The organism is Vreelandella nanhaiensis, from assembly GCF_003990185.1.
Lineage (GTDB): Bacteria > Pseudomonadota > Gammaproteobacteria > Pseudomonadales > Halomonadaceae > Vreelandella > Vreelandella nanhaiensis.
This window is the reverse complement of record NZ_RZHF01000022.1, coordinates 97561-120980: the sequence shown is the minus strand read 5'-3', so window position 1 is coordinate 120980 and position 23420 is coordinate 97561. Positions and strand designations below refer to the sequence as shown.

The window sequence follows — 23420 nt, the reverse complement described above, 5'->3', positions numbered from 1 at the left end:
GGGTCGCAGGTTCGAGTCCTGCTCGAGGAGCCAAGCTATTCTACTTTACACTACCTGTTTCGGATATCCGTTTTAGGTAGCGCGTGATTCCTCGATAGCTCAGTTGGTAGAGCAAATGACTGTTAATCATTGGGTCGCAGGTTCGAGTCCTGCTCGAGGAGCCATCTATTTGTCTTTCCAGGTATCATTCCCTTTCTAGATACACTTCTATCTATAGATTCTCTACCTGTCTGAATTTCTTTACCATTGCGCCCGCTGCCTAACGGCAACTTGGGTTATTTTGCGTATCTTGCTGGTTATAAAGCGCTCTACAGTTAAAAAACGCCGGCTTCAAAGCCGACGTTTTGGTTGCAGATGGCGCGTTAATTAACGCTTGGCCATCCGCTGGGATTTCTGAAAGTGAGCGTAGTCGAGCAGGATCTCTGCTGCTTCTAGCACAGGTGCGCGGTCAACGGGCATTTCCTCGTCTTCTGCTTTTTCATCCTCATCGCTTGGCTCGGTGCTGTCCAGGCGCGCATCCATCCACTCGTCAAGTTCGGGCAGGTTCAGTGACCGGCGGCGCTGGTTTTCCAAGGATAGCTGTTCAGCTTCCTGGGCTTCCAGTTCACGCTGACGTTGTTCCCGGTTCAAGCTGACGCTAGTGTGCTGTTCGCGGAGTTGGCGTGCCAGTGTTGACTGGCGCTCAAGGTAACGGAAGTTGGGGTTTTCCTTGGCGCGCTTCTCATGCTGCGCATTGAGCGCATCCAGGAAGTCTTCCGGTGAGCCGTAGCGACGGTACTGAACGTTTTGTACGGTGTCCCATCCCAGTGCGTTATCCAAACTGCTTTCACCAATGCGTTCAGGGTCAATCAGGCTCGGGAAAGCAATGTCAGGGTCTACGCCGCGATTTTGAGTACTTTCGCCGGAAATGCGGTAGAACTTGGCGCGGGTCAGTTTGATCTGGCCGTGGCTCAAATCGTTGAGTGTTTGAACCGTGCCCTTGCCAAAGGTGGAGGAGCCCACCACCAAGCCGCGGCCATAGTCCTGAATGGCGCCGGCAAAGATCTCGGAGGCCGAGGCAGACAGGCGGTTCACCAGTACGGTGAGCGGGCCGTCGTAGGTGGTGCCTGCATCGCTGTCACCGTAAAGTTGAATGCGGCCTTGCGCGTCGCGAACCTGAACGGTAGGGCCGCGGTCGATAAACAGGCCGATAAGTGAGTTGGCTTCCTGCAGGGCGCCGCCGCCATTGTTGCGCAGATCCAGCACGATACCTTCAACGCCTTCTTCCTTCAGACGCTCAATTTCACGGGCTACGTCGCGCGTGGTGCTGCGGTATTCTTCTTCGCCCGCCTGCCAGGCATCAAAATCGACGTAAAAGGTGGGGATGTTGATAACCCCGATGGGGTGGGGCTTACCGTCACGTTCGACATTGATTACTTCACCGTGGGCGGCCTGGTCTTCAAGGCTTACTGTGTCGCGAGTGATTTCAACAATATGCGAGCGGGTCATATCCACGGCCTGGGCGGGCACGATATCCAGGCGCACGATCGAGCCCTTAGGGCCACGAATCAGGTCAACCACGTTGTCCAGGCGCATGCCCACCACGTTAACCATCTCGCCGTCTTCCTGGCCAACGGCAATAATCCGGTCAGCAGGCTCCAGCACGGCGGCGCGATCAGCAGGGCCACCAGGCACCAGGCTTGCCACCTTGACGTATTCGCCGTCTGCCTGAAGCAGTGCACCAATACCTTCAAGAGAGAGACTCATCTGAATATCAAAGGATTCGCTCTGGCGGGGGGAGAGGTAGCCGGTATGCGGGTCAATCGTGCTGGTGACGGCTGCCATCAAGAGGCCAAAGACATCTTCTGATTCCGTTTGCTGAAGGCGTGAAAGCTGGCCTTCGTAGCGCTGGCGCAGGTTGTCTTCTATCTGTTCATTATCCTGATCCGTGAGGGCAAGTGTTAGCGCATCGTTTTTCAGGCGCTTGCGCCACAGCTCGTCGAGTTCGCTTTCACGGATGGCCCAAGGGGCATCTTCCCGGTCAAGCTCCAGGCGCTCGTCACTGTCGAAATCGAATGCCAATCCTTCATCCAGTCGCGCCAAAAGCCATTCTGTGCGTGCGATATGGCGTTCGCTCAGCTGATCGTAAAGCTTGAACGCATCGTCCAGGTCGCCTTCAAACAGCGCATCGGCCATGCCGTCTTCCAGATGGCGATAGGGCTCGATGTCCCGGCTCAGTAAATAAGCACGCTGACCATCGAGGATGTCCAGATAGCGCTGAAAGGCTTCCTGAGACCACTGCTCATCAAACGTTATATTGGCGTAGTGGCCGTAGCGGAGCGCGTCCGCAATTTCTACTGCCGCTTGGCGTTGTTCGTCGGTCGGCGCGATTTGCGCCACCACTGCCGGGCTGGTAACGACCAGCATAACGGCAAGGGCGACCGAGCGCGAAAGCGTTGCAAACAAGCTCATCAGTCAAGCTCTCCCGGATTTGTGTACACTCATTCTTCCCTAGACCCGCAGATGGCCTATCAATAGCCTAGGCCAGGGGAGCATTGTAGCAGGTCGACTGCTCTGTGAGACTCAATCATTACTGTTATGAGGATTTCCATGTCCGAAGCTTTCAACGCCGACCGTTTAACCCGGTTATGTGATTTTCTGCGCCAGTCGCCCACGCCGTGGCATGCTACCCAGGCAATGACCGAGCGCTTGGAAAAAGCGGGTTTTCAGCGGCTGGAAGAAACCGCTAATTGGCAGCTGACATCCGGGCAGCGCTACTACGTCACGCGCAATGACTCTTCGATTATAGCCTTTCAGCTACCCAGCGGTACGCTTAAAACCTTGCGAATGCTCGGGGCGCATACCGACAGTCCGGGGCTGCGCTTAAAGCCCAATGCTACTCAGTATTCGGCGGGTTGGCTGCAGCTTGGCGTACAGGTATATGGAGGCGTCTTGTTGGCACCCTGGTTTGATCGTGACCTGGGTTTGGCGGGGCGGGTGCATGTGCGCCATTTCGATGGGCGGATGGAAAGCGTGCTGCTTAACGTTGAGCGCCCGATTGCCATGGTGCCTAGCCTGGCGATTCATATGGACCGTGACGTTAATGCCGGCCGTGCGATCAACCCGCAAACCCAGATGGCCCCGGTGTTGCTGCAAAGTGATAGTGCCAAGTTTTCCGGCCTGCTGGCCACGTGGCTTGAAGAGCAACACGGTATGCGTGACGTTGACGTGGTGGATTTTGAGCTTGGATTCTACGATGTGCAGCCGCCGTCATTGGTGGGGGTCAGGCAGGAGCTTGTCGCCAGTGCGCGCCTGGATAACCTGTTGTCATGTTTTATCGGCCTGGAAGCGCTGCTTGAAAGTGATGGTAGCCAGGGGGCGCTGCTGGTAGCCAATGATCATGAAGAGGTGGGCAGTGCCAGTGCCTGTGGCGCGCAGGGACCCTTTTTGGGCGATGTGCTCAAGCGCATCAACGTACAAGTGGGAGGTGGCAGTGAAGAGTCGCTGATTCAGCTGATTCAGTCATCGATAATGATTTCATGTGATAACGCCCATGGCCTGCACCCCAATTTTCGGGATAAGCACGACGAGCGGCATGGTCCGGTGATTAACGGCGGCCCGGTCATCAAGGTAAATGCCAACCAGCGCTACGCCACCAACAGCGTGACCGGCGCGCTATTTCGCGACGTGTGCCGCGAGGCCGACGTGCCGGTTCAGTCGTTTGTGACCCGAGCAGATATGGGTTGTGGAAGTACTATTGGGCCGATTACGGCCACTGAGGTGGGGGTGCCTACCCTGGATATCGGTGTGCCGCAGTGGGCCATGCACTCTATCCGCGAAACCGCCGGCACTCGCGATGTGGAATACCTGACCCGCGCACTGAAGGTGTTTCTGAATCGCCCGGCGCTGTATTAACAAAGCGGGTTATAAAACTGCTCGACGAAAAAAGCCCGCTGACGAATCAGCGGGCTTTTCGGTGTTTGGTGGCTACGCCCTGATTTGAACAGGGGACCCCATCATTATGAGTGATGTGCTCTAACCAGCTGAGCTACGTAGCCTTTCAACGGGGGCGAATATTACTCAGTGAAACGCCGTCCGTCAAGTCTTTATTGTCAAAGGCGATTAAACATTGAACCGGAAGTGCACCACGTCGCCATCTTTAACGATGTAGTCCTTGCCTTCCAGGCGCCATTTACCCGCATCCTTGGCGCCTTGCTCGCCACCTAGCGATACAAAATCGTCATAGGCGATGACTTCGGCACGAATAAAGCCTTTCTGGAAGTCGGTATGAATAGCGCCCGCTGCTTCAGGGGCGGTAGCGCCTTGCTTCACGGTCCAGGCGCGGACTTCCTTGACGCCTGCGGTGAAGTAGGTTTGCAGGCCGAGCAGGGAGTAGCCTGCACGAATAACGCGATCAAGCCCTGGTTCTTCCATGCCCATCTCATCCAGGAACATGGCGCGCTCTTCGTCTTCAAGCTCAGCGATTTCGGCTTCCAGTTGGTTGCAAACCGGCACCACAACCGCACCTTCTTCGGTTGCTATCTCTTTTACGATATCCAGGTAAGGATTGTTTTCAAACCCGTCTTCGTTAACGTTGGCGATGTACATGGTGGGCTTTAGGGTCAAAAAGCCAAAGCTTTTTACCTGACGCTTTTCATCATCATCCAGGCCAAAGCTTCTAAGCGGCAGACCTTCGGCCAGATGGGGCTGTACTTTATCCAGTACAGCCTTGGTGGCGATAGCATCTTTATCGCCGCCTTTAACCGAGCGTACCAGGCGCTGGCTGGCTTTCTCTACGGTGTCCAGGTCGGCAAGCGCCAATTCCAGGTTGATGGTTTCGATATCGGCGCGCGGGTCAACCTGGTTGGCCACGTGAATCACGTTGTCGTTATCAAAGCAGCGCACCACGTGGGCAATCGCCTGGGTTTCGCGGATGTTGGCCAAGAACTTGTTACCCAGGCCCTCGCCCTTGGAAGCGCCGGCCACAAGGCCTGCGATGTCCACAAACTCCATGGTCGTGGGCAGGACTTTTTCAGGTTTTACAATCGCAGCAAGCTTGTCCAGGCGCGGGTCTGGCATCGGTACGATGCCTACGTTGGGCTCAATGGTGCAGAAAGGGAAGTTTTCCGCATCAATGCCCGATTTGGTCAGCGCATTAAAGAGTGTGGATTTGCCTACGTTTGGCAAGCCGACGATACCACAGTTAAAGCCCATAAGTTCATTCCTAGCTGCTAAGCAAACGTCGCCTAAATGCCTTGTTCCGCGCTTGCCTAAAGTGAGTAAGATCCGTGTTGACTATTTTACGCTATGCAAGCGGTTCATGGCTTTGGCCCAGTCGCCATCGAGGGCGAGAGGGAGCGTGGCCTGGCATTCATGCAAGGCGTTATCAATGGCTTCCTGCTCGGCCTTGCCAGGGCGGCCCAGCACGTAGTTGGTTACCTGGCGCGCTGCACCCGGGTGGCCAATACCGATGCGCACGCGATGAAACTGCTTCTGGTTGCCCAAGGCGCTGATAATATCGCGCAAGCCATTATGCCCGCCGTGGCCTCCGCCGGTTTTATAACGTGCCTGCCCAGGGGGGAGGTCAAGCTCATCGTGAGCGACCAGCAGGTTTTCCGGGGAAAGTTTAAAAAACTGAGTAAGCGCTGCTACCGCGGCACCGCTTCTATTCATGAAGGTGGTAGGGTTGAGCAGATGAAGCTCGTGATCGCCCACGCGCGCTTTGGCATAAAGACCGAGGAATTTCTTCTCGGGGCGCAGTTCGGTATGGGCGCTGCGTGCAATGGCGTCGACTAACCAGAAGCCCGCATTATGACGGGTGGCGTCGTACTCGGCGCCGGGGTTGCCTAGGCCTATCAGGGCCGTTACCTGGCTCATTTGCCTACCTCCAAAAAAATCCGGGCGAATTCTTGAATGGCTTCAATGGCGGCTTGAAAGGCAGTTGCAGAAAGGCAAGCCGCAAAAAAAATCAAGCGCCGAAGCGCTTGATCTTATCATTCCTGGGCCATGCGAGCATGGCCCAGGCAAAGTATGCATTAGCCGTTAAGGCGATGCGTACTTATACGAGCCTTACTCAGCGCTGGTGTCTTCTTCGCCTTCTGCCTCGTCACGTACTTTTACCTTGGTGATGCTGAGAACGGCGTTGTCGTGCTCTTCGCCATGGCTCAGGTCAACCGAGGAAACGCCGGCGGGCAGTGTCAGGTCAGACAGGTGCAGGGTAGTACCCAGCTCAACCTTGGAAATGTCGACTTCCAGGTAGTCAGGCAGGTCTTTCGGCAAGCAGCTGATAGCCACTTCGTTAGCCAGAACGTGCAGTTCGCCGCCCTGGTCTTTAATGCCCACACACTTCTCTTCGCCAGTTACGTGCAGCGGCACGTTCATGGTGATTTCGTGAGTTGCGTCAACACGCAGGAAGTCAGCGTGAGTCAGAAGCGGCTTGAAGGGGTGACGCTGAAGATCACGTACCACTACCTGCTCTTCCTTGCCATCAACAACCAGTTTGATTACTGAGGAGAAGAAGGCTTCGTCTTCAATCGCCTTGTAGAAAGCAGTTTTTTCTACAGAGATTGATTGCGCGCCTTTCTCACCGCCGTAAACAACGGCCGGTACTTGCTGGTTCGCACGACGCAGGCGGCGGCTCGCACCTTTCCCCAGGTCGTTACGAACGCTGGCTTTCAGGATAAAATCAGACATGTAATTTGCCTCTTGGTTTAAGTAAGGAAACGCCGCCGTCCGCGACCAGACGACGACGCTCCCAAGGCCCCAGAAGGGGGCTATATCGTCAGGCGATTAGTGGAACATCGCGCTGACAGATTCTTCGTTGCTAACCCGGCGGATGGCTTCAGCAATCAGCCCGGCAACACTCAGCTGGCGAATTTTACCGCTACGACGCGCATGGTCGGCAAGCGGAATAGTGTCGGTCACGACAACTTCGTCCAGTACAGAGTTGGTGATGTTGTCAACGGCTGGGCCGGACAAGATCGGATGAGTAGCGTAAGCCACTACGCGTGCAGCGCCATGATCTTTAAGTGCTTCACCGGCTTTGCACAGCGTGCCTGCCGTATCGATCATGTCGTCGACAACGACACAGGTGCGGCCTTCGATTTCGCCGATGATATGCATCACCTGGGCCTGATTGGCCTGGGGGCGACGCTTGTCGATAATCGCCAGGTCCGCATTGAGCTGCTTGGCGATGGCGCGAGCGCGTACCACGCCGCCTACGTCGGGGGATACCACGACCAGGTCCGCATAGTTCTGACGCTCAATATCATCCAGAAGAATAGGCGAGCCGTAGACGTTGTCCACCGGCACGTCGAAGAACCCCTGGATCTGATCGGCATGCAGGTCCATGGTCATCACTCGGTCAACGCCAGCTTTGACCATCATGTCCGCCACTACCTTGGCAGAAATGGGAACACGCGCAGAGCGCACACGGCGGTCCTGGCGGGCGTAGCCGAAGTAAGGAACCACTGCGGTGATACGAGCCGCCGAGGCGCGACGCAGGGCGTCGACCATCAGGATCAGCTCCATCAGATTATCGTTCGTCGGTGCACAGGTGGACTGGAGGATAAACACGTCCTTACCGCGCACGTTCTCATTGATCTCGACTGCGATTTCGCCGTCACTGAATTGGCCAACCGTGGCGTTACCCATGCGGCTGTCCAAGCTCTCGGCAATCTTGTGAGCGAGTTCGGGATTGGCATTCCCGGTGAAAACCATCAATTTTGACACGCGCAGCCACCTTTGCAGTGTTTGGAATCAGGGGAGAAAACGCAGATCATGTCAGGTTGGCTGGGGTACCAGGATTCGAACCTGGGAATGCCGATACCAAAAACCGGTGCCTTACCACTTGGCGATACCCCAGCAATAACCTAATGCGATGACCGGGCGCTTTCAGCAGCCCAGAGCATCTTGTAGGGGAGAGGTGTTAAGTCCGCGTGCTACCCATGTCGGCCAGCATTGACCTGCCAATTCAGCGACTGTGCGTGCGTCTTTTTCGGATTCGAAAGTCGCAAACAAACAGGCGCCAGTACCGGTCAGCCGACTAGGTGCATACTGCGCGAGCCAATCAAGCGCTTCCGCCACTAGCGGATAGCGTTTTTTAACGATGGCCTCGCAGTCGTTACGCCACTCAGACACTCCCCCCTGCAGTGCGCGCGCCATAGTAATGGGGCGGCTGTCGCGTGTCAATTCCGGGTCCTGGAAGATCAGGGGTGTCGAGACGCTCACGCTTGGGTGAATAATCACAAACCAGGGCGTATCCAGCGCGACGGTGGTCAGCTTTTCTCCGATACCCTCCGCCCAGGCGCTGTGGCCGTGAATAAATACCGGTACGTCCGCCCCCAGCTGCAATCCCAGCGTGGCCAGCGCCTCACATGACAACCCTAGCTGCCACAGCTGATTCAACCCGGCAAGTACAGTGGCGGCGTTGGAGCTGCCACCGCCCAGCCCGCCCCCCATGGGAAGCTTTTTTTCGATGCTAAGGGTTACCCCTTTGGTGGTGCCTGACGTACGTTGAAGTAGGCGGGCTGCGCGCACTATCAGGTTATCTTCATTCGCGACGCCACTTATCGGCGTGGCAAGCTGAATCTCGCTATCCTCGCGCAGCGACAAGGTGAGCCGATCGTTTAGGTCGATAATCTGGAATAGTGTCTGTAGCTCGTGATAGCCGTCATAGCGACGGCCCACAATATGCAACATGCGATTGAGCTTCGCGGGTGCTGGCAGTGTTAATGAAGCTGACATGACAACTCACTTACTAAAACGTGGATCAGGAGCGCCACTGATTAACGACCAGGGTGATGCGCACATCTTCATAATTCATGACCAGGCGTCGCGGCAGCCACATGCCTTCCACTTCTTCCCAGTCGCGGTAGTCAATTTCCCAGCCATCCTGCTGCAGGTTGCGAGGAAAGCCCAGTTCATCGGTTTCCAGTTGGTAGCTTGCGTGCTCACCCGGCAGGCCACGTACCCAGTCGGGCATGGCGCTAACCGGCAGCGACCAGCCAAGCTGCTCTTCCATCAGGGCTTCGGGGGTTTCAGCTTCGAAGCGGCCTTCGCCTGTGGTGAGCGAGAAGCGGCCTTCACGGCCTTCAAGCACGCTGCGCCCACCGCCAAATGGCCCGCTGATTAACATGCGAAAATAGTGAGGGTGCTGGCTCCAGTCCAGGTTGGCGCTTTGATTCTCCTGCGGTGTGCGCAGGCCTGCTTTGCCGATCATTGTCCAGGTGTCGAATGCCTTGACCTCTGTCTGTTGGCGCTCCCACTGGCCTGCCTGGCGACCGCCAGCTTCAAGAGGCGCCTGTGAGGCACAACCTGCCAACAATAGCAGGGCCATTGCGGCAAGCCATAGCCGCAGGGTAAATGCTGTGCCGGTCGAGTATTTGGCGGTAGGCCGTGTGGTCAACATAATAGACTCCATGTCCATGTAGTAAAATCGATGTCATTAAAGCGGCGCTTTAATAGTTAAGGCGGCGCATTCAGCATGTACTACGCGTATCACGCGCGTCTGTTGATAATTTGGCCAGCTAGTTAGGGTGCGTCTGCCGGGGTTAGTTCAGGGTAGCGCTCAAGTAGCTCATTAATCAGTGGGTGGCGTGAGGTGCTCTCTTGTATGCGCCTGATCACCTCGCGTGCTTCGTCGCTGCGCTCCAGCGCATGCAGCACTTCTGCCAAGTGAGCAGCCACTTCCTGATCGGGCAGTTGGCTATAGGCACTTTCCAGCCAGGCGAGCGCGTCTTCTGGTCTGCCCAGGCGGAAATAAACCCAGCCCATGCTATCGAGAACGGCTGGGTTGTCAGGGTCAGCCTCATAGGCGCGCTCAATCAGCGTACGTGCCTCTTCCAAACGGCCCGGTAGATTCAAATCTGCTAGCGTATAACCCAGCGTGTTCAAAGCGACCGCGTTGTTAGGCTCAATGCGCAACAGCCGGCGCAAGTCTCTTTCCATGCCCGAAAGATCACCTGCCTCCCAGGCGCGCATGGCACGTAAATAGAGCAGGTTGGTGTCATCGGGCGTGCGGGCCAGTTCACGGTTAAGCAGCGCCGAGGCCTCATCAGGTTGTTTGAGCTGATCAAGCAATTGGATTTCCAAGGCTACCAAGTCGCCAAAATAGCGGTCGTAGCGCATCCTCTCAATGCGCAGGAAAGCCCGGGCATCAATCAGCCGATCATCTTCAATCAGCATTTGCGCGGCGGTAGCGCGGGCAGGCAGAAACTCATCGCCTTCGCTTACCTGACGATAATAGAGCAGTGCGTTATCAATATCGCCTTGTGACTGGGCAATAGCCCCTAATAGGTAGTAAGCCAGGTTAGGTACGCGCTCCTGACCAATAAGCGGCTGCAGCAGACGATAAGCAGGCTCGCTATGTCCTTCTTCCAGATAGAGCTGGGCAAGTGCCAGGCGTAAATCTTGATTGCCGCCGTGGCTATCCAGTAAGGCGTCAGTCTGGGTTTCGGCAGCGGCAATATTGTTCAGGCGAATTTCAGCCTGTGCCAGCATGAGAATAAAACGCACGTCATCTGGGGCAATGCTGACGCCTTGCTGGGCGGCGCGCCGGGCGGTTTGCAAATCGTCGGCTTCCAGCGCCAGGCGTGCCTGGGCAAGCCAGAGCGATGGTGAAGCGGGATCGCGCTTGGCAACCTCATCCAGGCGTGCCTGGGCTTGGCGGGTGTCGCCGAGCGCTGCTTCAAGCAGGGCGGTAGCAAGCAGGACATCGCTATGGTGCTCAAGCTGCTCAGCGCCAGGCTGGGCCAGGTGGTCGCGCATTTGCCGGGCGAGCAGAGTCAAAGGCGCACTTTCCTCACTCACAGCAACTTCGGCAAACGGGGTTAATTCGCCGTTGCCACCCGCTTGGGTAATGGCCAGACGCTGCTCCAGGCTGTCCAGCCAGTCGCCACGTTGCAAGGAGATCGAGGCCAGCAGCCGATTGGGTAGTTCTGCTTGTGGAGCCAACTCCTGCCAACGTAAGGCCGATGCTTCCAGAAGGGTTATATCTTCGCCAAAGCGGGCTGCGAACGTTGCCCGTTCAGCAAGCGCTGGCACACTATAGCGCTGCGAGGCCTGTAAATACCCCTGACTGGCGTAGCGGTAGTCGCCACGCTGGCCGGCAAGCTCCGCACTAAGCAAGGTACGCAGCCCATCGGCATCCAGGCCGCGTGTGACAGGCGGTGCTGAGCGCATGGGGTCATCGGTAAACAGGCTGGTCGAGCCACCTTTAAAGGAGGGCGATGATTGGCAGCCGCTCAGGAGTACCACGGTGGCGGCCAGGGGCAGCAGGGGTGAACCCGATAATAGTGAGCGAAGGGGCATGCGTCTCTCATTTAAGTGGCCGAATGCTCAGCATAGCGGCTTGACTGGCTGCGGCAAAGTGGTGTGCGCCAGATGTTGGTGTGCTGTGATAGAATAGTTGACCTTGAAAGGTAGCCATACAAGCGCAATTGAAGATTTTAGAGACGCTGCCAAAGCTTGCGTTACCAAGCGCAAGACATATAAACCGAGATTTCAAGACCGATAGCGACGTGACGACCCAACCACTAGCGAAGACGCATACCGCATGACGCTTCTTGCCCTGGGAATCAATCATCGTACTGCCAGTGTGGCCGTACGTGAGCAGGTGGCTTTTTCACCGGCGCAGTTAGAGCATGCGCTGGAGCAACTGCGTGCCCTGCCACATATCAGCGAAGCCGCGGTGCTTTCAACGTGCAACCGTACAGAGCTTTATTGCGTAACGGATGCCGCCGGCGAACAAACCGTTCTTGAATGGCTTGGGCGTTTTCATAACCTGAGCATTGATGAGCTGACCCGATGCGCCTATCACTATCTGGACAACGACGCTGCCCGTCATTTGATGCGCGTGGCCGTTGGTCTTGATTCCATGGTGCTGGGCGAGCCACAAATACTCGGTCAATTAAAAGATGCCTATCAGCAGGCCCGCCAGATGCAGGGGCTGGGCGGCGAGCTTGAACGTCTGTTTCAGCATACCTTTGCAGTCGCCAAGCAGGTACGCACCGAAACCGGCATCGGTAAAAACCCGGTGTCGGTGGCTTATGCCGCTGTGAGTATGGCCAGCCGCATCTTTGATGATTTCAGTCGTTCACGTGCGCTATTGATCGGCGCCGGCGAAACGATCGAACTGGTGGCTCGCCATCTACATGAAGCCGGTGTGCGCGAGTTGACCGTGGCGAACCGTACCCGCGAGCGTGCTGAGCTTGTGTCTTCTCGGTTAGGGGGAAGGGCAATCACGCTTCCCGAAATTCCCGCTGCGCTGGAAGAAGCCGATATCGTGATCTCTTCCACCGCCTCGCCGCTGCCGATTCTGGGTAAGGGAATGGTCGAAAGCGCGCTGAAAAAGCGCCGCCACCGCCCAGTCTTTATGGTGGATATTGCCGTGCCGCGTGATATCGAGCCTGAGGTAGGCGAGCTGGCCGATGTTTTCCTGTATACAGTCGATGACCTGGAAGAGGTTATCGAAGAGAACCGCCGTCATCGCCAGGTGGCTGCTGATCAAGCTGAGTCCCTGATCGAGCATGGTGTGGGCAGCTGGCAGCACGAGCGACGCATACGCAGCGGCGGTGAGCTGATTCGTGAGTATCGTCATCACGGCGAAGCGCTACGTGATGAGTCGCGTGATCAGGCGCTGGAACGTCTGGCGCGTGGCGAAGATCCGGCCAAGGTGATTGAGCGACTGGCACACCAGTTGGCTAATCGCTTGATGCACCAACCCACCCAGGCGATACGCGATGCGGCTTCTCAAGAACATCATGAGTTCCTTGAGGCCGCGCCACGCCTGTTGTTACCTGTTAAACCTGCCTTTGAAAAGCCCGCGCCCAAGGCTAACCGTCAGAAGGATAATACGCCCGCATGAAAGATACCTTGCGCCAACGCCTGGACAGCTTTACAGAACGCTTTGAAGAGCTGGCGATGCTGTTGTCTGACCCTGAGGTAATTAACAACCAGCAGCGGTTTCGCGATTATTCACGCGAGTACGCTGAGCTGGATGAGCTGGTGGCCGCATGGCAGCACTATCGAAGCGTGGAAGATGATATTGAATCGGCCGAGCAGCTGAGCCGGGACAGCGACCCCGAGATGCGCGAGCTGGCCGAAATGGAAATTAGCGACGGCCGGGAAAAGCTGGAAACCCTGGACACGGAGCTGAAGCGCCTGCTGGTGCCCAAAGACCCGGACGATGGCCGTGGCGTGTTTCTAGAAGTGCGTGCCGGTACGGGCGGCGATGAGGCGGCGATTTTTGCCGGTGATCTGTTTCGCATGTATTCCCGCTATGCCGAGAAGCGTGGCTGGCGCGTGGAAGTAGTCAGCGCCAGCCACGGCGAGCAGGGGGGCTATAAAGAGATTATCTCCCGCGTTAAGGGTGACGGCGTCTACGCACGGTTGAAGTTTGAGTCGGGGGCTCACCGGGTTCAGCGCGTGCCGGCAACGGAGTCCCAAGGACGTATCCATACCTCTGCGTGTACCGTTGCGGTTATGCCAGAAGTCGAAGATGTTGGCGATATCGACATCAATCCAGCAGATCTTCGCGTTGACACTTATCGCTCAAGCGGCGCGGGCGGCCAGCACGTTAACACCACCGATTCGGCCATCCGGATTACCCACTTGCCCACAGGTGTTGTCGTTGAGTGTCAGGAAGAGCGCAGTCAGCACAAGAACCGCGCGAAAGCGATGTCTCTGCTGGCAGCCAAACTCAAGCGTAACGCTATGGATACCCAGCGCCAGGAACAGGCCGATGCGCGCCGCTCCCTGGTTGGCTCGGGCGATCGTAGCGAACGCATCCGTACCTATAATTTCCCTCAGGGGCGGATAACCGACCACCGTATCAACCTGACACTTTACAAGCTCAATGAAGTCGTCAGCGGTGAACAGCTGGATGAAGTGATCGAGCCTTTGATTCACGAGTACCAGGCCGAACAGCTCTCAGCGCTTCAGGAAGCGTAATGACCTTTGATACCCTGTTGAAGGCGGCTGCCAAGCGAATAAAGGAGGCGGGCTCTGCGTCTCCACGGTTGGATGCTGAAGTGTTGCTGGCGCATGTGATCAAGCGCGACCGCACCTGGCTTTACACCTGGGGAGACCGTGAATGCCCGCCTTGGGAACATGCCCGTTTTGACGCGCTGATCGCCGCGCGTGTTCAAGGCCAGCCAGTGGCCTACCTGACCGGCGAACGCGAGTTCTGGGGGCTTAGGTTGGACACGTCAAAAGACACTCTGATCCCCCGGCCGGATACCGAAACGCTGGTCGAGGCCGCTCTTGGTCGTGTTGTCTCGCCTTCTGGGCGGCTGCTGGATCTAGGCACCGGCACCGGGGCCATCGCACTGGCCTTTGCCAATGAACAGCCTGGCTGGCAGGTGGTGGGTGTGGACCTTCGTGAAGAGGCCGTTGCCCTGGCCCAGGGTAATGCCCGGAAACTTGCGATTACCAACGTCCGGTTCAAGCAAAGCAACTGGTTTAGCGCTTTTGCTCAGGGCGACACTGAGCGGTTTGACCTGATCGTCAGTAACCCGCCCTATATTGCGGCCGATGACCCCCATTTACACCAAGGGGATGTGCGATTTGAACCAGCGAGTGCGCTTGTGGCAGCTGGGGATGGCTTGGCGGACCTGATGCATTTAATAGCCACGGCGAGGCGTTATTTAAGCGCTTCAGGCTGGCTATTGCTCGAGCATGGCTACCGCCAGGCGGCAGACGTGCGCGCGGCGCTGGGTAAAGCGGGCTACCAAAGCGTTGAAAGCATTTGCGATCTTGGCGGGCACGAGCGCATTACGTTGGGTAGGATTTAAGCCGCTAGATAGTCACTGATAGCAACGAGCCGCCTTTAACAACGGCCTGGTTTATGTGTATTGGATCCTGCCATGAAACCCAAAAATAGAACGCTGGACCGTATCGACCTTAAAATTCTGCGCTGTCTGCAGGTAAATGCACGTATTTCCTATGTAGATTTAGCCACTGAAGTCGGGTTATCCACAACCCCTTGCCTGGAGCGCGTCAAGCGTCTGGAGCGCGCCGGTATTATTCGCGGTTATCAGGCTATTCTTGACCCCGGGGCATTGAAAGCCAATTTGCTGGTATTTGTCGAAATCAGCCTGGAAACGCAATCACCGTCGGTTTTCGATGAGTTTCGACGGGCGGTGGAAAAACTGCCGCAAATTCAGGAATGCCATCTGGTCTCTGGGCAGTTTGACTACATCCTGAAATGTCGCATTCCCGAAATGGCAGCCTATCGCCAGCTGTTGGGAGAGGTGGTGCTGACCCTGCCCGGCGTCAAGGAATCAAAAAGCTACGTGGTAATGGAAGAGGTTAAGGAAAACGTTAGCCTGCATATACCCAGCTTCGAGGAATTTGAGGATAAGTAAGCCAATGATGGATGACCAGGCCCTGCTACGTTACAGCCGTCAAATCATGCTGCCTGAAGTGGATATTGAGGGCCAGGAGCGTCTACGTGGCGCCCATGTACTGATAATTGGTGCGGGCGGGCTGGGATCTCCTGCGGCTCTTTACCTGGCCGCTGCAGGCGTAGGACAGATTACTATTGCTGATGCCGACATGGTTGAGCTTTCCAACCTGCAGCGCCAGATTGCCCATCAGCAGGCAAGCATAGGGCAAAACAAAGCTGCTTCTGCTAAACAGAGCATGCAGGCGCTTAACCCCGAGTGCCGGATTACGGCGCTTGAGTTTCACGCCGAGGGTAATGAGCTCGACAAACTGGTTGCTTTGGTCGATGTTGTACTGGACTGCACTGATCGCTTTTCAAGCCGTTATGCCGTTAACGCGGCGACTCAAAAAGCTCGTGTGCCGCTGGTGTCTGGTGCGGCGATCCGGTTTTCAGGGCAGCTTGCCGTCTTCGACCCTCGCGATTCTGATAGCCCCTGCTATGCCTGCCTTTACCCGCAGGATGAACTGGGTGATGAAGCCCTTAGCTGTGCCGAAAGCGGGGTAATGGCGCCGCTGGTCGGGCTTATCGGCTGCTTCCAGGCAATAGAAGCTTTCAAGCTTTTAAGTGGTGCTGGGCAGACTCATCAAGGGCTATCCACGTTTGATGGTTTAAGCGGTCAGTGGCGAAACTTCAAGGTGCCACGTGACCCTGAGTGTGCGGTGTGCGCTTCTCGTACATAGTGTGAACAAGTTAGCTCCGTACAGCGCTTGCTGCTCAATAAGAAAAGCGTGAAACAAAAAAAGCCCGCTGGATAGCGGGCGTGACGTCACGGTCTTTTACGTCAAAAAGGATCAGGGGGAGGGCAGGCTAGGGGCAGCGTTACTATCAAAAAAGTCCGCTGCCCGACGATGCCTGTCATCTTAAATTCAATCGGTTTAAAGCCTGATTGAATGAAACCTGCTATTCAATTCCTGGCAAGTCTGGCTTAGTTGCGAATCAGGTAATCAAATGCGCCCAGTGACGCTTTGGCACCTTCGCCCATGGCGATAATGATCTGCTTGTAAGGCACCGTGGTCACATCGCCTGCGGCAAACACGCCTGGAACGGATGTCATGCCATGAGCATCGACGATAATCTCGCCACGCGGTGACATCTCGATGGGAGAGTCCTTAAGCCATTCGGTGTTGGGCACCAGGCCAATCTGCACAAAGATGCCTTCCAGCGCGATATTCTTGACCTCATCAGTGTTGCGGTCTTTATAGGTCAGACCGTTTACACGGCTTCCATCACCCGTCACTTCGGTGGTCTGAGCATTCAGGATAATATCCACGTTGGGCAGGCTCTTGAGCTTTTTCTGAAGCACGGCGTCAGCGCGCATTTCGCCCATAAATTCAAACAGGGTAACGTGGCCGACAATACCTGCCAGATCAATCGCTGCCTCAACGCCCGAGTTACCACCGCCAATAACGGCGACACGCTTGCCCTTAAACAGCGGGCCATCGCAGTGGGGGCAGTAGGCGACGCCTTTATTGCGGTACTGCTGTTCGCCGGGTACGTTCATTTCGCGCCAGCGTGCGCCGGTTGCAAGCACCAGTGACTTACTTTTCAGCTTGGCACCAGATTCAAACGTTACCTCATGAAGCCCGCCCTCGGTTTCAGCAGCCTTGAAGGCCGTGGCACGCTGCAGGTTCATCACGTCAACATCGTACTCCTTGACGTGTTCTTCCAGCGCGCTAACCAGTTTCGGGCCTTCGGTATGAGTCACTGAAATAAAGTTTTCGATGCCCATGGTGTCAGATACCTGGCCGCCAAAACGCTCAGCGGCAACGCCGGTATTGATACCCTTGCGTGCTGAATAGATAGCCGCTGCGGCACCCGCAGGGCCACCACCGATAACCAGCGTATCGAAAGCGGCTTTTTCGCTGAGTTTTTTCGCTTCGCGATCAGCGGCACCGGTGTCTACCTTGGCGAGAATTTTCTCAAGGGTCATGCGGCCCTGGTCAAACGGCTTGCCGTTCAGATAAATGCTGGGTACGGACATGATTTCACGCGCTTCCACTTCATCCTGGAAGAGCGCCCCGTCAATCGCGACGTGGCGAATGTTCGGATTAAAGATCGCCATCAGGTTTAATGCCTGAACCACATCGGGGCAGTTCTGGCAGGAAAGCGAATAGTAGGTCTCGAAAAGCATCTCGCCTTCGAGCGCTTTAATCTGGTTAAGCACTTCATCGGATGCTTTGGGTGGATGGCCGCCTACTTGAAGTAGTGCCAGTACCAGGGAGGTAAATTCGTGGCCCATGGGGATGCCAGCAAACACGACACCGGTCTCTTCGCCTGAGCGATTAAGGGCGAATGACGGAGTGCGGCTATCCTGACCATCAGTTTTCAGAGTGATCTTATCACTCAGGCCATTGATATCTTCCAACAGGCCTAGAAGTTCACGCGACTTGGCACCGTCATCAAGGGACGCAACGATCTCGAACGGTTGAGTCACTTTTTCAAGATAAGCTTTCAACTGATTTTTTAAATTGGCGTCCAGCATGATAATGGCTTCCTCGTAATCTTTAGAAGGTGTTCTCGATCCATAGTCACACGCAGCCAGCGTGCAAACGAGTCACGGAGTAGCCAGGTGTCAATGGAGAGAATCAGTAGCGCGTTTAGGATGGAACACCCGGACTGATGCGCCCGGGTGTTGAGCAACCGCCGTTCAAACACGGGAACTATCTGGTTGATAATCCAACACTGCTTGTATAGGACAGGCGGTTGCGTTCGCCGTTTAGATTTTGCCGACGAGGTCTAAAGAAGGTGCAAGTGTTTCTTCACCTTCTTTCCATTTGGCCGGGCATACTTCGTTGGGGTTTTCACGAACGTACTGAGCAGCTTTAACCTTGCGCAGCAGTTCTTCGGCGTTACGACCGATGTTGCCCGCATTGATTTCAACGATCTGAACTTTGCCGTCCGGATCAATAACGAAGGTGCCGCGCTCTGCAAGGCCTGCTTCTTCGATCAGAACTTCGAAGTTGCGCGAAATTTGCAGGGTCGGGTCAGCCAGCATGGGGTACTGAAGCTTGCCGATAGTTTCAGAACTGTCGTGCCAAGCTTTGTGGGTGAAGTGGGTGTCAGTTGAAACGCTGTAAATTTCGACGCCCAGTTTCTTGAAAGCTTCGTAGTTGTCAGCCAGATCGCCAAGCTCGGTCGGGCAAACAAAGGTAAAGTCAGCCGGATAGAAGAAGAAAATGGACCATTGGCCTTTCAGGTCGGCTTCGGTTACATCAATGAATTCGCCGTTAAGATAGGCAGTTGCTTTAAACGGTTTTACTTCAGTATTGATCAAGGACATCCAGCTTTTCTCCGTGTCTTATGCATGAAGGTGAAAACGATATTGGTCATGGTAAGTGCTTTAGACTAATAGCTAAAATTGGAAAATGCCATTCACCTAATAGCTTGCACCTATAAAAAATGACTCAACGTCGTTTCACTGCTCCTCTAGTGGGGGCAGTGCCACTATAATGCAAGAATCTTTCACATTGACTTGCGATAGATAACGCTGCAACGCAAAATTCGCAGGTTCAGCAGAAAGGCCTAAGTTAGTGCTGACAGCTAACATACTCTGTAAGCTTAGGTAATACCGTTTTTGGAAATCAGGAGCAGCGTAATGGGGAATATCCACAAACTTTCTGGGGCCGTTGCGGCCGTCTCTTTTGCCGCAGCGGCGTCTGTCGCCCAAGCCGATGAGGTGCGGGTTTATAACTGGTCTGACTATATTGCACCGGAAACGCTGGAAAAATTTACCGAGCGTACCGGTATTGACGTTATCTATGATGTTTACGACAGCAACGAAACCCTGGACGCGGCACTTTTGGCTGGTCGTTCGGGTTATGACGTGGTCGTACCTTCAACGCATTTCTTTACCCGCCAGCGTAACGCGGGTGTATACCAGCCACTGGATAAGGCACAGCTGCCTAACCTAGAAAATCTTAACACTGAGCTTACCGACAGTCTGGAAGCGATTGACCCTGACGGTGAGTACTCCGTGCCTTACATGTGGGGTACCAACGGCATTGGCTACAACGTTGAGCGCATTCGGGAAATTCTTGGCGACGATGCACCCGTTGATAGCTGGGCCATGCTGTTTGATCCTGAAATCACCACGGCATTGAAAAAAGCCGGCTGCGGTATTTCCATGCTGGATACTGGCGAGGAGATGATTCCCGCTGCCATGGCGTACCTGGGCCTGGATCCGCTGAGTCAAAGCACCGAAGACCTTGAAGCGGGCGGCGAGCTGATTGGCGCTATTCGCGATAATATTACCTATTTCCATTCCTCGCGTTACGTGTCGGATCTTGCCAATGGCGATATCTGTGTAGCGGGTGGATACTCCGGCGACGTTTTCCAGGCTGCTGAGCGTGCTGAAGAAGCTGGCCGCGATTTTGAAATTGGCTACAGCATTCCCAAGGAAGGCGCTGCCCTGTGGTTTGACGTAATGGCGATTCCTGCCGATGCACCCAATACGGAAAACGCCCACGCGTTTATCAACTTCATTCTGGACCCCGAAATTGCGGCAGAAATCACCGATTACGTGAGCTATGCCAACCCTAACGCGGCGGCCGATGCCTACCTACCAGAAGAAATTCTGAACAACCCGGCTATTTATCCGAAAACCGAGGTCATGAACAACCTGTATGTGGCGATTGATATGCCACAGCCGGTACAGCGCGTTCGTACGCGTATCTGGAACCGAGTTAAATCTGGCCGTTAAGCAATACGCTATCTGACAGCGAGTCTGGCCTGCCAGGCTCGCTGTTCGTCTTTTAATGCCCGGGTTTTCGGGCCTTTTGATGGGAGTGGCGAATGCTCACTACGCCCCTGTCGAACGAACCCTCAGCAGCATCCCCTGCAGCTCAACGCCCCCAGGGTAAAACCCCACGGTTTGCTGAAGATATCGTGCTTGAGGTCAAGCGCTTAAGTAAGCGGTTTGATGACGCTTTGGCGGTCGACGATGTGAACTTAAAGGTAAAGCGTGGAGAGATTTTTGCGCTTTTAGGCGGTTCAGGGTCAGGCAAGTCCACGCTTTTGCGCATGCTGGCCGGGTTTGAAACACCTACAGAAGGGCGAATTTTACTGGGTGGCGAAGATATTACCGCCATGCCCCCCCATAAGCGCCCCATCAATATGATGTTTCAATCCTATGCGCTGTTTCCGCATATGAGCGTTGAGCAGAACATCGCCTTTGGCCTTAAGCAGGACAAGTTGCCCAAAGCCGAGATAGAGGCGCGCGTTGCGCAGATGCTGAAGCTCGTGCATATGGAGCGATTTGCCAAGCGCAAGCCGCACCAGCTCTCGGGCGGCCAGCGACAGCGGGTGGCGCTTGCGCGTTCGCTTGCCAAGCGGCCAAAGCTTTTGCTACTGGATGAGCCCATGGGGGCGCTTGATAAGAAGCTGCGCACCGCAATGCAGCTGGAAGTGGTCGAGATCATCGAGCAGGTAGGCGTGACCTGCATCATGGTGACCCATGACCAGGAAGAAGCCATGACCATGGCAGATCGCGTGGCTATCATGGCCGACGGCTGGATCGAGCAGGTCGGCTCGCCAGTGGATATTTACGAGAGCCCGGCCAGCCGCATGGTGGCGGAATTCGTGGGCACAGTGAACCTGTTTGAAGGTGAAATTATCGAAGACGCCGCCGATCACTGTCTGATTTCTGCACCTGATCTTGAGCGGCCCATCTATATTGATCATGGGATTACCACCCAGGCCGATGATCGGCGCGTGTGGGCGGCGCTGCGCCCGGAAAAAATCTGGTTGACCCGTGAAAAGCCCACGGAAGACTATAATTGGGCCGAAGGAAAAGTGGACGATATCGCCTATCTGGGCGGCTTCTCTCTTTACTATATACGCACTGCGTCTGGCCAGATGATCAAAGTCAGTATGGCAAACACCGAACGGCGAGGCGACCGGCCCACCTGGGAAGACAGCGTGTATGTCTACTGGGAAGACCACAGCGCTATCGTGTTGAACCGTTAATGGGTCTTTTCGGCCCCTCAGGAGATTGGCTTTAATGATGCTATCTCACTTAACTACCATGTTCAGGCGCTGTCAGTTAGGCCGCCGTGCGGTGATCGCCTTTCCGCTGATATGGCTTTTACTGTTCTTTTTGCTGCCCTTTGCGTTGGTACTGAAAATCAGCCTATCGGAAGGGGCAGTGGCGATTCCTCCTTATGGACCGCTTGTTGATTATGCCGACCAGACCCTAAGTATTTTTCTGAACCTGGGCAATTATCTGTTTCTGCTCTCTGACTCTCTTTACATCGCGGCGTACTGGGGGTCGGTGAAAACGGCGTTTATGTCTACTGTGGTCTGCCTGCTAATCGGCTACCCCATGGCGTATGCCATGGCGCGCGCACCGGCACGCTGGCAGCTCTTGTTGCTGCTGCTGGTCATGCTGCCTTCCTGGACATCGTTTTTGATTCGGGTTTACGCCTGGATGGGCATTCTAAGTAATAGTGGACTGATCAATAACCTACTGATGGGGATGGGGGTTATCGAGACGCCGCTGCGCATGATGAATACCCAGTTTGCCGTAGTGATCGGCATCGTTTACGCCTACCTGCCTTTTATGGTGTTGCCGCTTTATGCCCACCTGACCCGGCTGGACAACTCGCTGCTGGAAGCGGCGTCAGATCTTGGTTCTCGCAAGCTGAACACCTTTATCAAGGTAACTCTGCCGCTGTCGATGGGCGGAATTATCGCGGGCTCGATGCTGGTGTTTATTCCGGCGGTCGGGGAGTTTGTTATTCCTGAACTGCTGGGTGGACCGAATACCTTGATGATCGGCAAAGTGCTATGGGAAGAGTTTTTCCTTAACCGCGATTGGCCAATCGCCTCGGCACTGGCAATGGTCATGTTGCTACTGCTACTGATACCCATCGTCTGGTTTCATCGCTATCAGTCTCGGGAGCTTGAGAAATGAGCCTAGTACGTCGGCGGCCCCACTTTTCAACCGTTATGCTGATCATTGGCCTGCTGTTTCTTTATCTGCCAATGGCGGTGTTGGTGGTCTACTCCTTCAACTCCTCCCGGTTGGTTACCGTATGGGCAGGCTTCTCGACCCAGTGGTATGCCGCGCTGTTTCGCGATCAGCAAATTCTTTCGGCAGTATGGACAAGCCTTGAAATCGCCTTTTTCGCCGCCAGTATGGCCGTCTGCCTGGGTACGGTAGCCGCATTTGTCATGACGCGCTTTGGGCGCTTTCGGGGTAAGACAGCGCTTTCCAGCATGGTGACTGCGCCGTTGGTCATGCCGGAAGTCATTACCGGGCTATCATTGCTACTGCTATTTGTGCAGATGGCCCAGCTAACCGGCTGGCCTGCCGACCGTGGGGCGGTAACCATCTGGATTGCGCACACCACGTTTTGCAGCGCCTATGTAGCGGTCGTGGTGGCAGCGCGGCTCCGCGAGCTTGATAGCTCCATTGAAGAAGCTGCCATGGACCTGGGTTCGCCGCCGCTGAAAACGTTCTTTTTTGTAACCCTGCCCATTATTTCTCCGGCGCTGGTGGCGGGTTGGCTGTTAGCCTTTACGCTATCGCTGGATGATCTGGTAATCGCAAGCTTTGTGTCAGGCCCTGGAGCGAACACGCTGCCGATGGTGGTTTTTTCATCGGTGCGCATGGGAGTCTCACCCAAGATCAATGCCCTAGCGACGCTGATTATTTTGACGGTATCACTGGCAACCTTTTTGGCGTGGTATTTCATGCGCCGCAATGAAGCCAAGCGGCAGGTCATCTTGCAGCAGGAAGATGCCGGTTAGAAAACATCGTCGTCCCGGCCGGTGAGCACAGCTTCAAGCTCACCGGTCATCGGCGAGACCACGATTTCCAACTGGATCGGCGCGCAGCATTGGTGGCAATCTTCCCACGTCGCATGGCTACCTTGGGATGTATCAATCACGAAGGTAAGCGGTGCATCGCAGTAGGGGCAATGAAAATCGTGGTTGACTAAGGCGTCATCGTGCATAAACGGCTACCTTTAACAATTTGAAGCTTAAAGTCAGTGTA

General features: G+C 55.4%; 21 protein-coding genes and 4 tRNA genes (1 of these 25 running past the window's edge). 12 read left to right on the top strand and 13 right to left on the bottom strand.

What is annotated here, in order from left to right; translation table 11 throughout:
* A tRNA-OTHER gene (locus ELY38_RS19125) sits at positions 1-33 on the top strand (it extends 82 nt beyond the left edge of the window).
* A 55-nt stretch (positions 34-88) separates the two neighbouring features.
* A tRNA-Asn gene (locus tag ELY38_RS14790) sits at positions 89-164 on the top strand.
* A 202-nt stretch (positions 165-366) separates the two neighbouring features.
* Here the strand turns inward: ELY38_RS14790 and ELY38_RS14785 are convergent.
* Positions 367-2451 carry a carboxy terminal-processing peptidase gene (locus tag ELY38_RS14785; protein ID WP_127063011.1) on the bottom strand — a complete coding sequence of 695 codons (2085 nt, stop codon included), beginning with the start codon at positions 2449-2451 and terminating at the stop codon, positions 367-369.
* A gap of 138 nt (positions 2452-2589) precedes the next feature.
* Between ELY38_RS14785 and ELY38_RS14780 the strand changes: the two genes are divergently transcribed.
* On the top strand, positions 2590-3894 hold the full coding sequence (locus ELY38_RS14780; protein ID WP_127063010.1) for a M18 family aminopeptidase: 1305 nt from the start codon (positions 2590-2592) through the stop codon (positions 3892-3894).
* Between the two features lie 66 nt (positions 3895-3960).
* Here ELY38_RS14780 and ELY38_RS14775 read toward each other — a convergent pair.
* The 9 genes from ELY38_RS14775 to ELY38_RS14735 form a co-directional block, all read right to left on the bottom strand.
* Positions 3961-4037, bottom strand: a tRNA-Met gene (locus ELY38_RS14775).
* A 64-nt stretch (positions 4038-4101) separates the two neighbouring features.
* Positions 4102-5193, bottom strand: coding sequence for a redox-regulated ATPase YchF (gene ychF / locus ELY38_RS14770; protein ID WP_127063009.1), 1092 nt, complete (start codon positions 5191-5193; stop codon positions 4102-4104).
* 81 nt (positions 5194-5274) lie between these two features.
* Entirely contained in the window at positions 5275-5856 is a 582-nt protein-coding gene (pth, locus tag ELY38_RS14765; protein WP_127063008.1) for an aminoacyl-tRNA hydrolase, read from the bottom strand.
* A 192-nt stretch (positions 5857-6048) separates the two neighbouring features.
* Positions 6049-6672, bottom strand: coding sequence for a 50S ribosomal protein L25/general stress protein Ctc (locus tag ELY38_RS14760; protein ID WP_127063007.1), 624 nt, complete (start codon positions 6670-6672; stop codon positions 6049-6051).
* A gap of 96 nt (positions 6673-6768) precedes the next feature.
* Entirely contained in the window at positions 6769-7710 is a 942-nt protein-coding gene (locus ELY38_RS14755) for a ribose-phosphate pyrophosphokinase (RefSeq protein ID WP_185858995.1), read from the bottom strand.
* A gap of 57 nt (positions 7711-7767) precedes the next feature.
* A tRNA-Gln gene (locus ELY38_RS14750) sits at positions 7768-7842 on the bottom strand.
* Between the two features lie 30 nt (positions 7843-7872).
* Positions 7873-8724 carry a 4-(cytidine 5'-diphospho)-2-C-methyl-D-erythritol kinase gene (gene ispE, locus ELY38_RS14745; protein WP_127063006.1) on the bottom strand — a complete coding sequence of 284 codons (852 nt, stop codon included), beginning with the start codon at positions 8722-8724 and terminating at the stop codon, positions 7873-7875.
* 25 nt (positions 8725-8749) lie between these two features.
* Entirely contained in the window at positions 8750-9388 is a 639-nt protein-coding gene (gene lolB, locus ELY38_RS14740) for a lipoprotein insertase outer membrane protein LolB (protein ID WP_127063005.1), read from the bottom strand.
* 122 nt (positions 9389-9510) lie between these two features.
* Positions 9511-11289: a tetratricopeptide repeat protein gene (locus ELY38_RS14735; RefSeq protein WP_127063004.1), complete on the bottom strand. Its 1779-nt coding sequence runs from the start codon at positions 11287-11289 to the stop codon at positions 9511-9513.
* A gap of 244 nt (positions 11290-11533) precedes the next feature.
* On the opposite strand from ELY38_RS14735, the gene hemA reads away from it, so the two are divergent.
* From hemA to ELY38_RS14710, 5 genes are all read left to right on the top strand, one after another.
* Positions 11534-12844: a glutamyl-tRNA reductase gene (gene hemA / locus ELY38_RS14730; protein WP_127063003.1), complete on the top strand. Its 1311-nt coding sequence runs from the start codon at positions 11534-11536 to the stop codon at positions 12842-12844.
* Positions 12841-13929, top strand: coding sequence for a peptide chain release factor 1 (prfA, locus tag ELY38_RS14725; RefSeq protein ID WP_127063002.1), 1089 nt, complete (start codon positions 12841-12843; stop codon positions 13927-13929). The genes hemA and prfA overlap by 4 nt, the downstream gene beginning before the upstream one ends.
* Complete coding sequence (gene prmC, locus ELY38_RS14720) at positions 13929-14771, top strand: peptide chain release factor N(5)-glutamine methyltransferase (protein ID WP_127063001.1); 843 nt, start codon at positions 13929-13931, stop codon at positions 14769-14771. Before prfA ends, prmC begins: the two co-directional genes overlap by 1 nt.
* A 72-nt stretch (positions 14772-14843) precedes the next feature.
* Positions 14844-15344 (top strand): Lrp/AsnC ligand binding domain-containing protein, encoded by a 501-nt coding sequence (locus tag ELY38_RS14715; protein ID WP_127063000.1) that lies wholly within the window; start codon positions 14844-14846, stop codon positions 15342-15344.
* 4 nt (positions 15345-15348) lie between these two features.
* The gene (locus ELY38_RS14710; RefSeq protein ID WP_127062999.1) at positions 15349-16104 is read left to right on the top strand and encodes a HesA/MoeB/ThiF family protein; all 756 of its coding nucleotides are present in this window, start codon (positions 15349-15351) and stop codon (positions 16102-16104) included.
* 245 nt (positions 16105-16349) lie between these two features.
* On the opposite strand, the gene ahpF is transcribed toward ELY38_RS14710, so the two are convergent.
* Positions 16350-17906, bottom strand: coding sequence for an alkyl hydroperoxide reductase subunit F (ahpF, locus tag ELY38_RS14705; RefSeq protein ID WP_127062998.1), 1557 nt, complete (start codon positions 17904-17906; stop codon positions 16350-16352).
* Positions 17907-18140: 234 nt separating this feature from the next.
* Positions 18141-18704, bottom strand: coding sequence for an alkyl hydroperoxide reductase subunit C (gene ahpC, locus ELY38_RS14700; RefSeq protein ID WP_127062997.1), 564 nt, complete (start codon positions 18702-18704; stop codon positions 18141-18143).
* Positions 18705-19019: 315 nt separating this feature from the next.
* Between ahpC and ELY38_RS14695 the strand changes: the two genes are divergently transcribed.
* The 4 genes from ELY38_RS14695 to ELY38_RS14680 all read left to right on the top strand — a co-directional run bounded on the left by ELY38_RS14695 (position 19020) and on the right by ELY38_RS14680 (position 23173).
* Complete coding sequence (locus ELY38_RS14695; protein ID WP_127062996.1) at positions 19020-20123, top strand: polyamine ABC transporter substrate-binding protein; 1104 nt, start codon at positions 19020-19022, stop codon at positions 20121-20123.
* Positions 20124-20215: 92 nt separating this feature from the next.
* Positions 20216-21388 carry a polyamine ABC transporter ATP-binding protein gene (gene potA, locus ELY38_RS14690; protein WP_127062995.1) on the top strand — a complete coding sequence of 391 codons (1173 nt, stop codon included), beginning with the start codon at positions 20216-20218 and terminating at the stop codon, positions 21386-21388.
* Between the two features lie 34 nt (positions 21389-21422).
* Positions 21423-22334 (top strand): ABC transporter permease subunit, encoded by a 912-nt coding sequence (locus ELY38_RS14685; RefSeq protein ID WP_127062994.1) that lies wholly within the window; start codon positions 21423-21425, stop codon positions 22332-22334.
* Entirely contained in the window at positions 22331-23173 is an 843-nt protein-coding gene (locus tag ELY38_RS14680) for an ABC transporter permease subunit (protein ID WP_127062993.1), read from the top strand. The genes ELY38_RS14685 and ELY38_RS14680 overlap by 4 nt, the downstream gene beginning before the upstream one ends.
* Here ELY38_RS14680 and ELY38_RS14675 read toward each other — a convergent pair.
* Positions 23170-23379, bottom strand: coding sequence for a zinc ribbon domain-containing protein (locus ELY38_RS14675; protein ID WP_127062992.1), 210 nt, complete (start codon positions 23377-23379; stop codon positions 23170-23172). The genes ELY38_RS14680 and ELY38_RS14675 overlap by 4 nt on opposite strands.
* Positions 23380-23420: the final 41 nt, after the last annotated feature.

What these genes read in the sequence shown, in the direction of transcription:
- ELY38_RS14785 (WP_127063011.1), bottom strand. Translation starts at nt 2,451, where the DNA reads ATGAGCTTGTTTGCAACGCTTTCGCGCTCGGTCGCCCTTGCCGTTATG.
- ELY38_RS14780 (WP_127063010.1), top strand. Translation starts at nt 2,590, where the DNA reads ATGTCCGAAGCTTTCAACGCCGACCGTTTAACCCGGTTATGTGATTTT.
- ychF (WP_127063009.1), bottom strand. Translation starts at nt 5,193, where the DNA reads ATGGGCTTTAACTGTGGTATCGTCGGCTTGCCAAACGTAGGCAAATCC.
- pth (WP_127063008.1), bottom strand. Translation starts at nt 5,856, where the DNA reads ATGAGCCAGGTAACGGCCCTGATAGGCCTAGGCAACCCCGGCGCCGAG.
- ELY38_RS14760 (WP_127063007.1), bottom strand. Translation starts at nt 6,672, where the DNA reads ATGTCTGATTTTATCCTGAAAGCCAGCGTTCGTAACGACCTGGGGAAA.
- ispE (WP_127063006.1), bottom strand. Translation starts at nt 8,724, where the DNA reads ATGTCAGCTTCATTAACACTGCCAGCACCCGCGAAGCTCAATCGCATG.
- lolB (WP_127063005.1), bottom strand. Translation starts at nt 9,388, where the DNA reads ATGTTGACCACACGGCCTACCGCCAAATACTCGACCGGCACAGCATTT.
- ELY38_RS14735 (WP_127063004.1), bottom strand. Translation starts at nt 11,289, where the DNA reads ATGCCCCTTCGCTCACTATTATCGGGTTCACCCCTGCTGCCCCTGGCC.
- hemA (WP_127063003.1), top strand. Translation starts at nt 11,534, where the DNA reads ATGACGCTTCTTGCCCTGGGAATCAATCATCGTACTGCCAGTGTGGCC.
- prfA (WP_127063002.1), top strand. Translation starts at nt 12,841, where the DNA reads ATGAAAGATACCTTGCGCCAACGCCTGGACAGCTTTACAGAACGCTTT.
- prmC (WP_127063001.1), top strand. Translation starts at nt 13,929, where the DNA reads ATGACCTTTGATACCCTGTTGAAGGCGGCTGCCAAGCGAATAAAGGAG.
- ELY38_RS14715 (WP_127063000.1), top strand. Translation starts at nt 14,844, where the DNA reads ATGAAACCCAAAAATAGAACGCTGGACCGTATCGACCTTAAAATTCTG.
- ELY38_RS14710 (WP_127062999.1), top strand. Translation starts at nt 15,349, where the DNA reads ATGATGGATGACCAGGCCCTGCTACGTTACAGCCGTCAAATCATGCTG.
- ahpF (WP_127062998.1), bottom strand. Translation starts at nt 17,906, where the DNA reads ATGCTGGACGCCAATTTAAAAAATCAGTTGAAAGCTTATCTTGAAAAA.
- ahpC (WP_127062997.1), bottom strand. Translation starts at nt 18,704, where the DNA reads ATGTCCTTGATCAATACTGAAGTAAAACCGTTTAAAGCAACTGCCTAT.
- ELY38_RS14695 (WP_127062996.1), top strand. Translation starts at nt 19,020, where the DNA reads ATGGGGAATATCCACAAACTTTCTGGGGCCGTTGCGGCCGTCTCTTTT.
- potA (WP_127062995.1), top strand. Translation starts at nt 20,216, where the DNA reads ATGCTCACTACGCCCCTGTCGAACGAACCCTCAGCAGCATCCCCTGCA.
- ELY38_RS14685 (WP_127062994.1), top strand. Translation starts at nt 21,423, where the DNA reads ATGATGCTATCTCACTTAACTACCATGTTCAGGCGCTGTCAGTTAGGC.
- ELY38_RS14680 (WP_127062993.1), top strand. Translation starts at nt 22,331, where the DNA reads ATGAGCCTAGTACGTCGGCGGCCCCACTTTTCAACCGTTATGCTGATC.
- ELY38_RS14675 (WP_127062992.1), bottom strand. Translation starts at nt 23,379, where the DNA reads ATGCACGATGACGCCTTAGTCAACCACGATTTTCATTGCCCCTACTGC.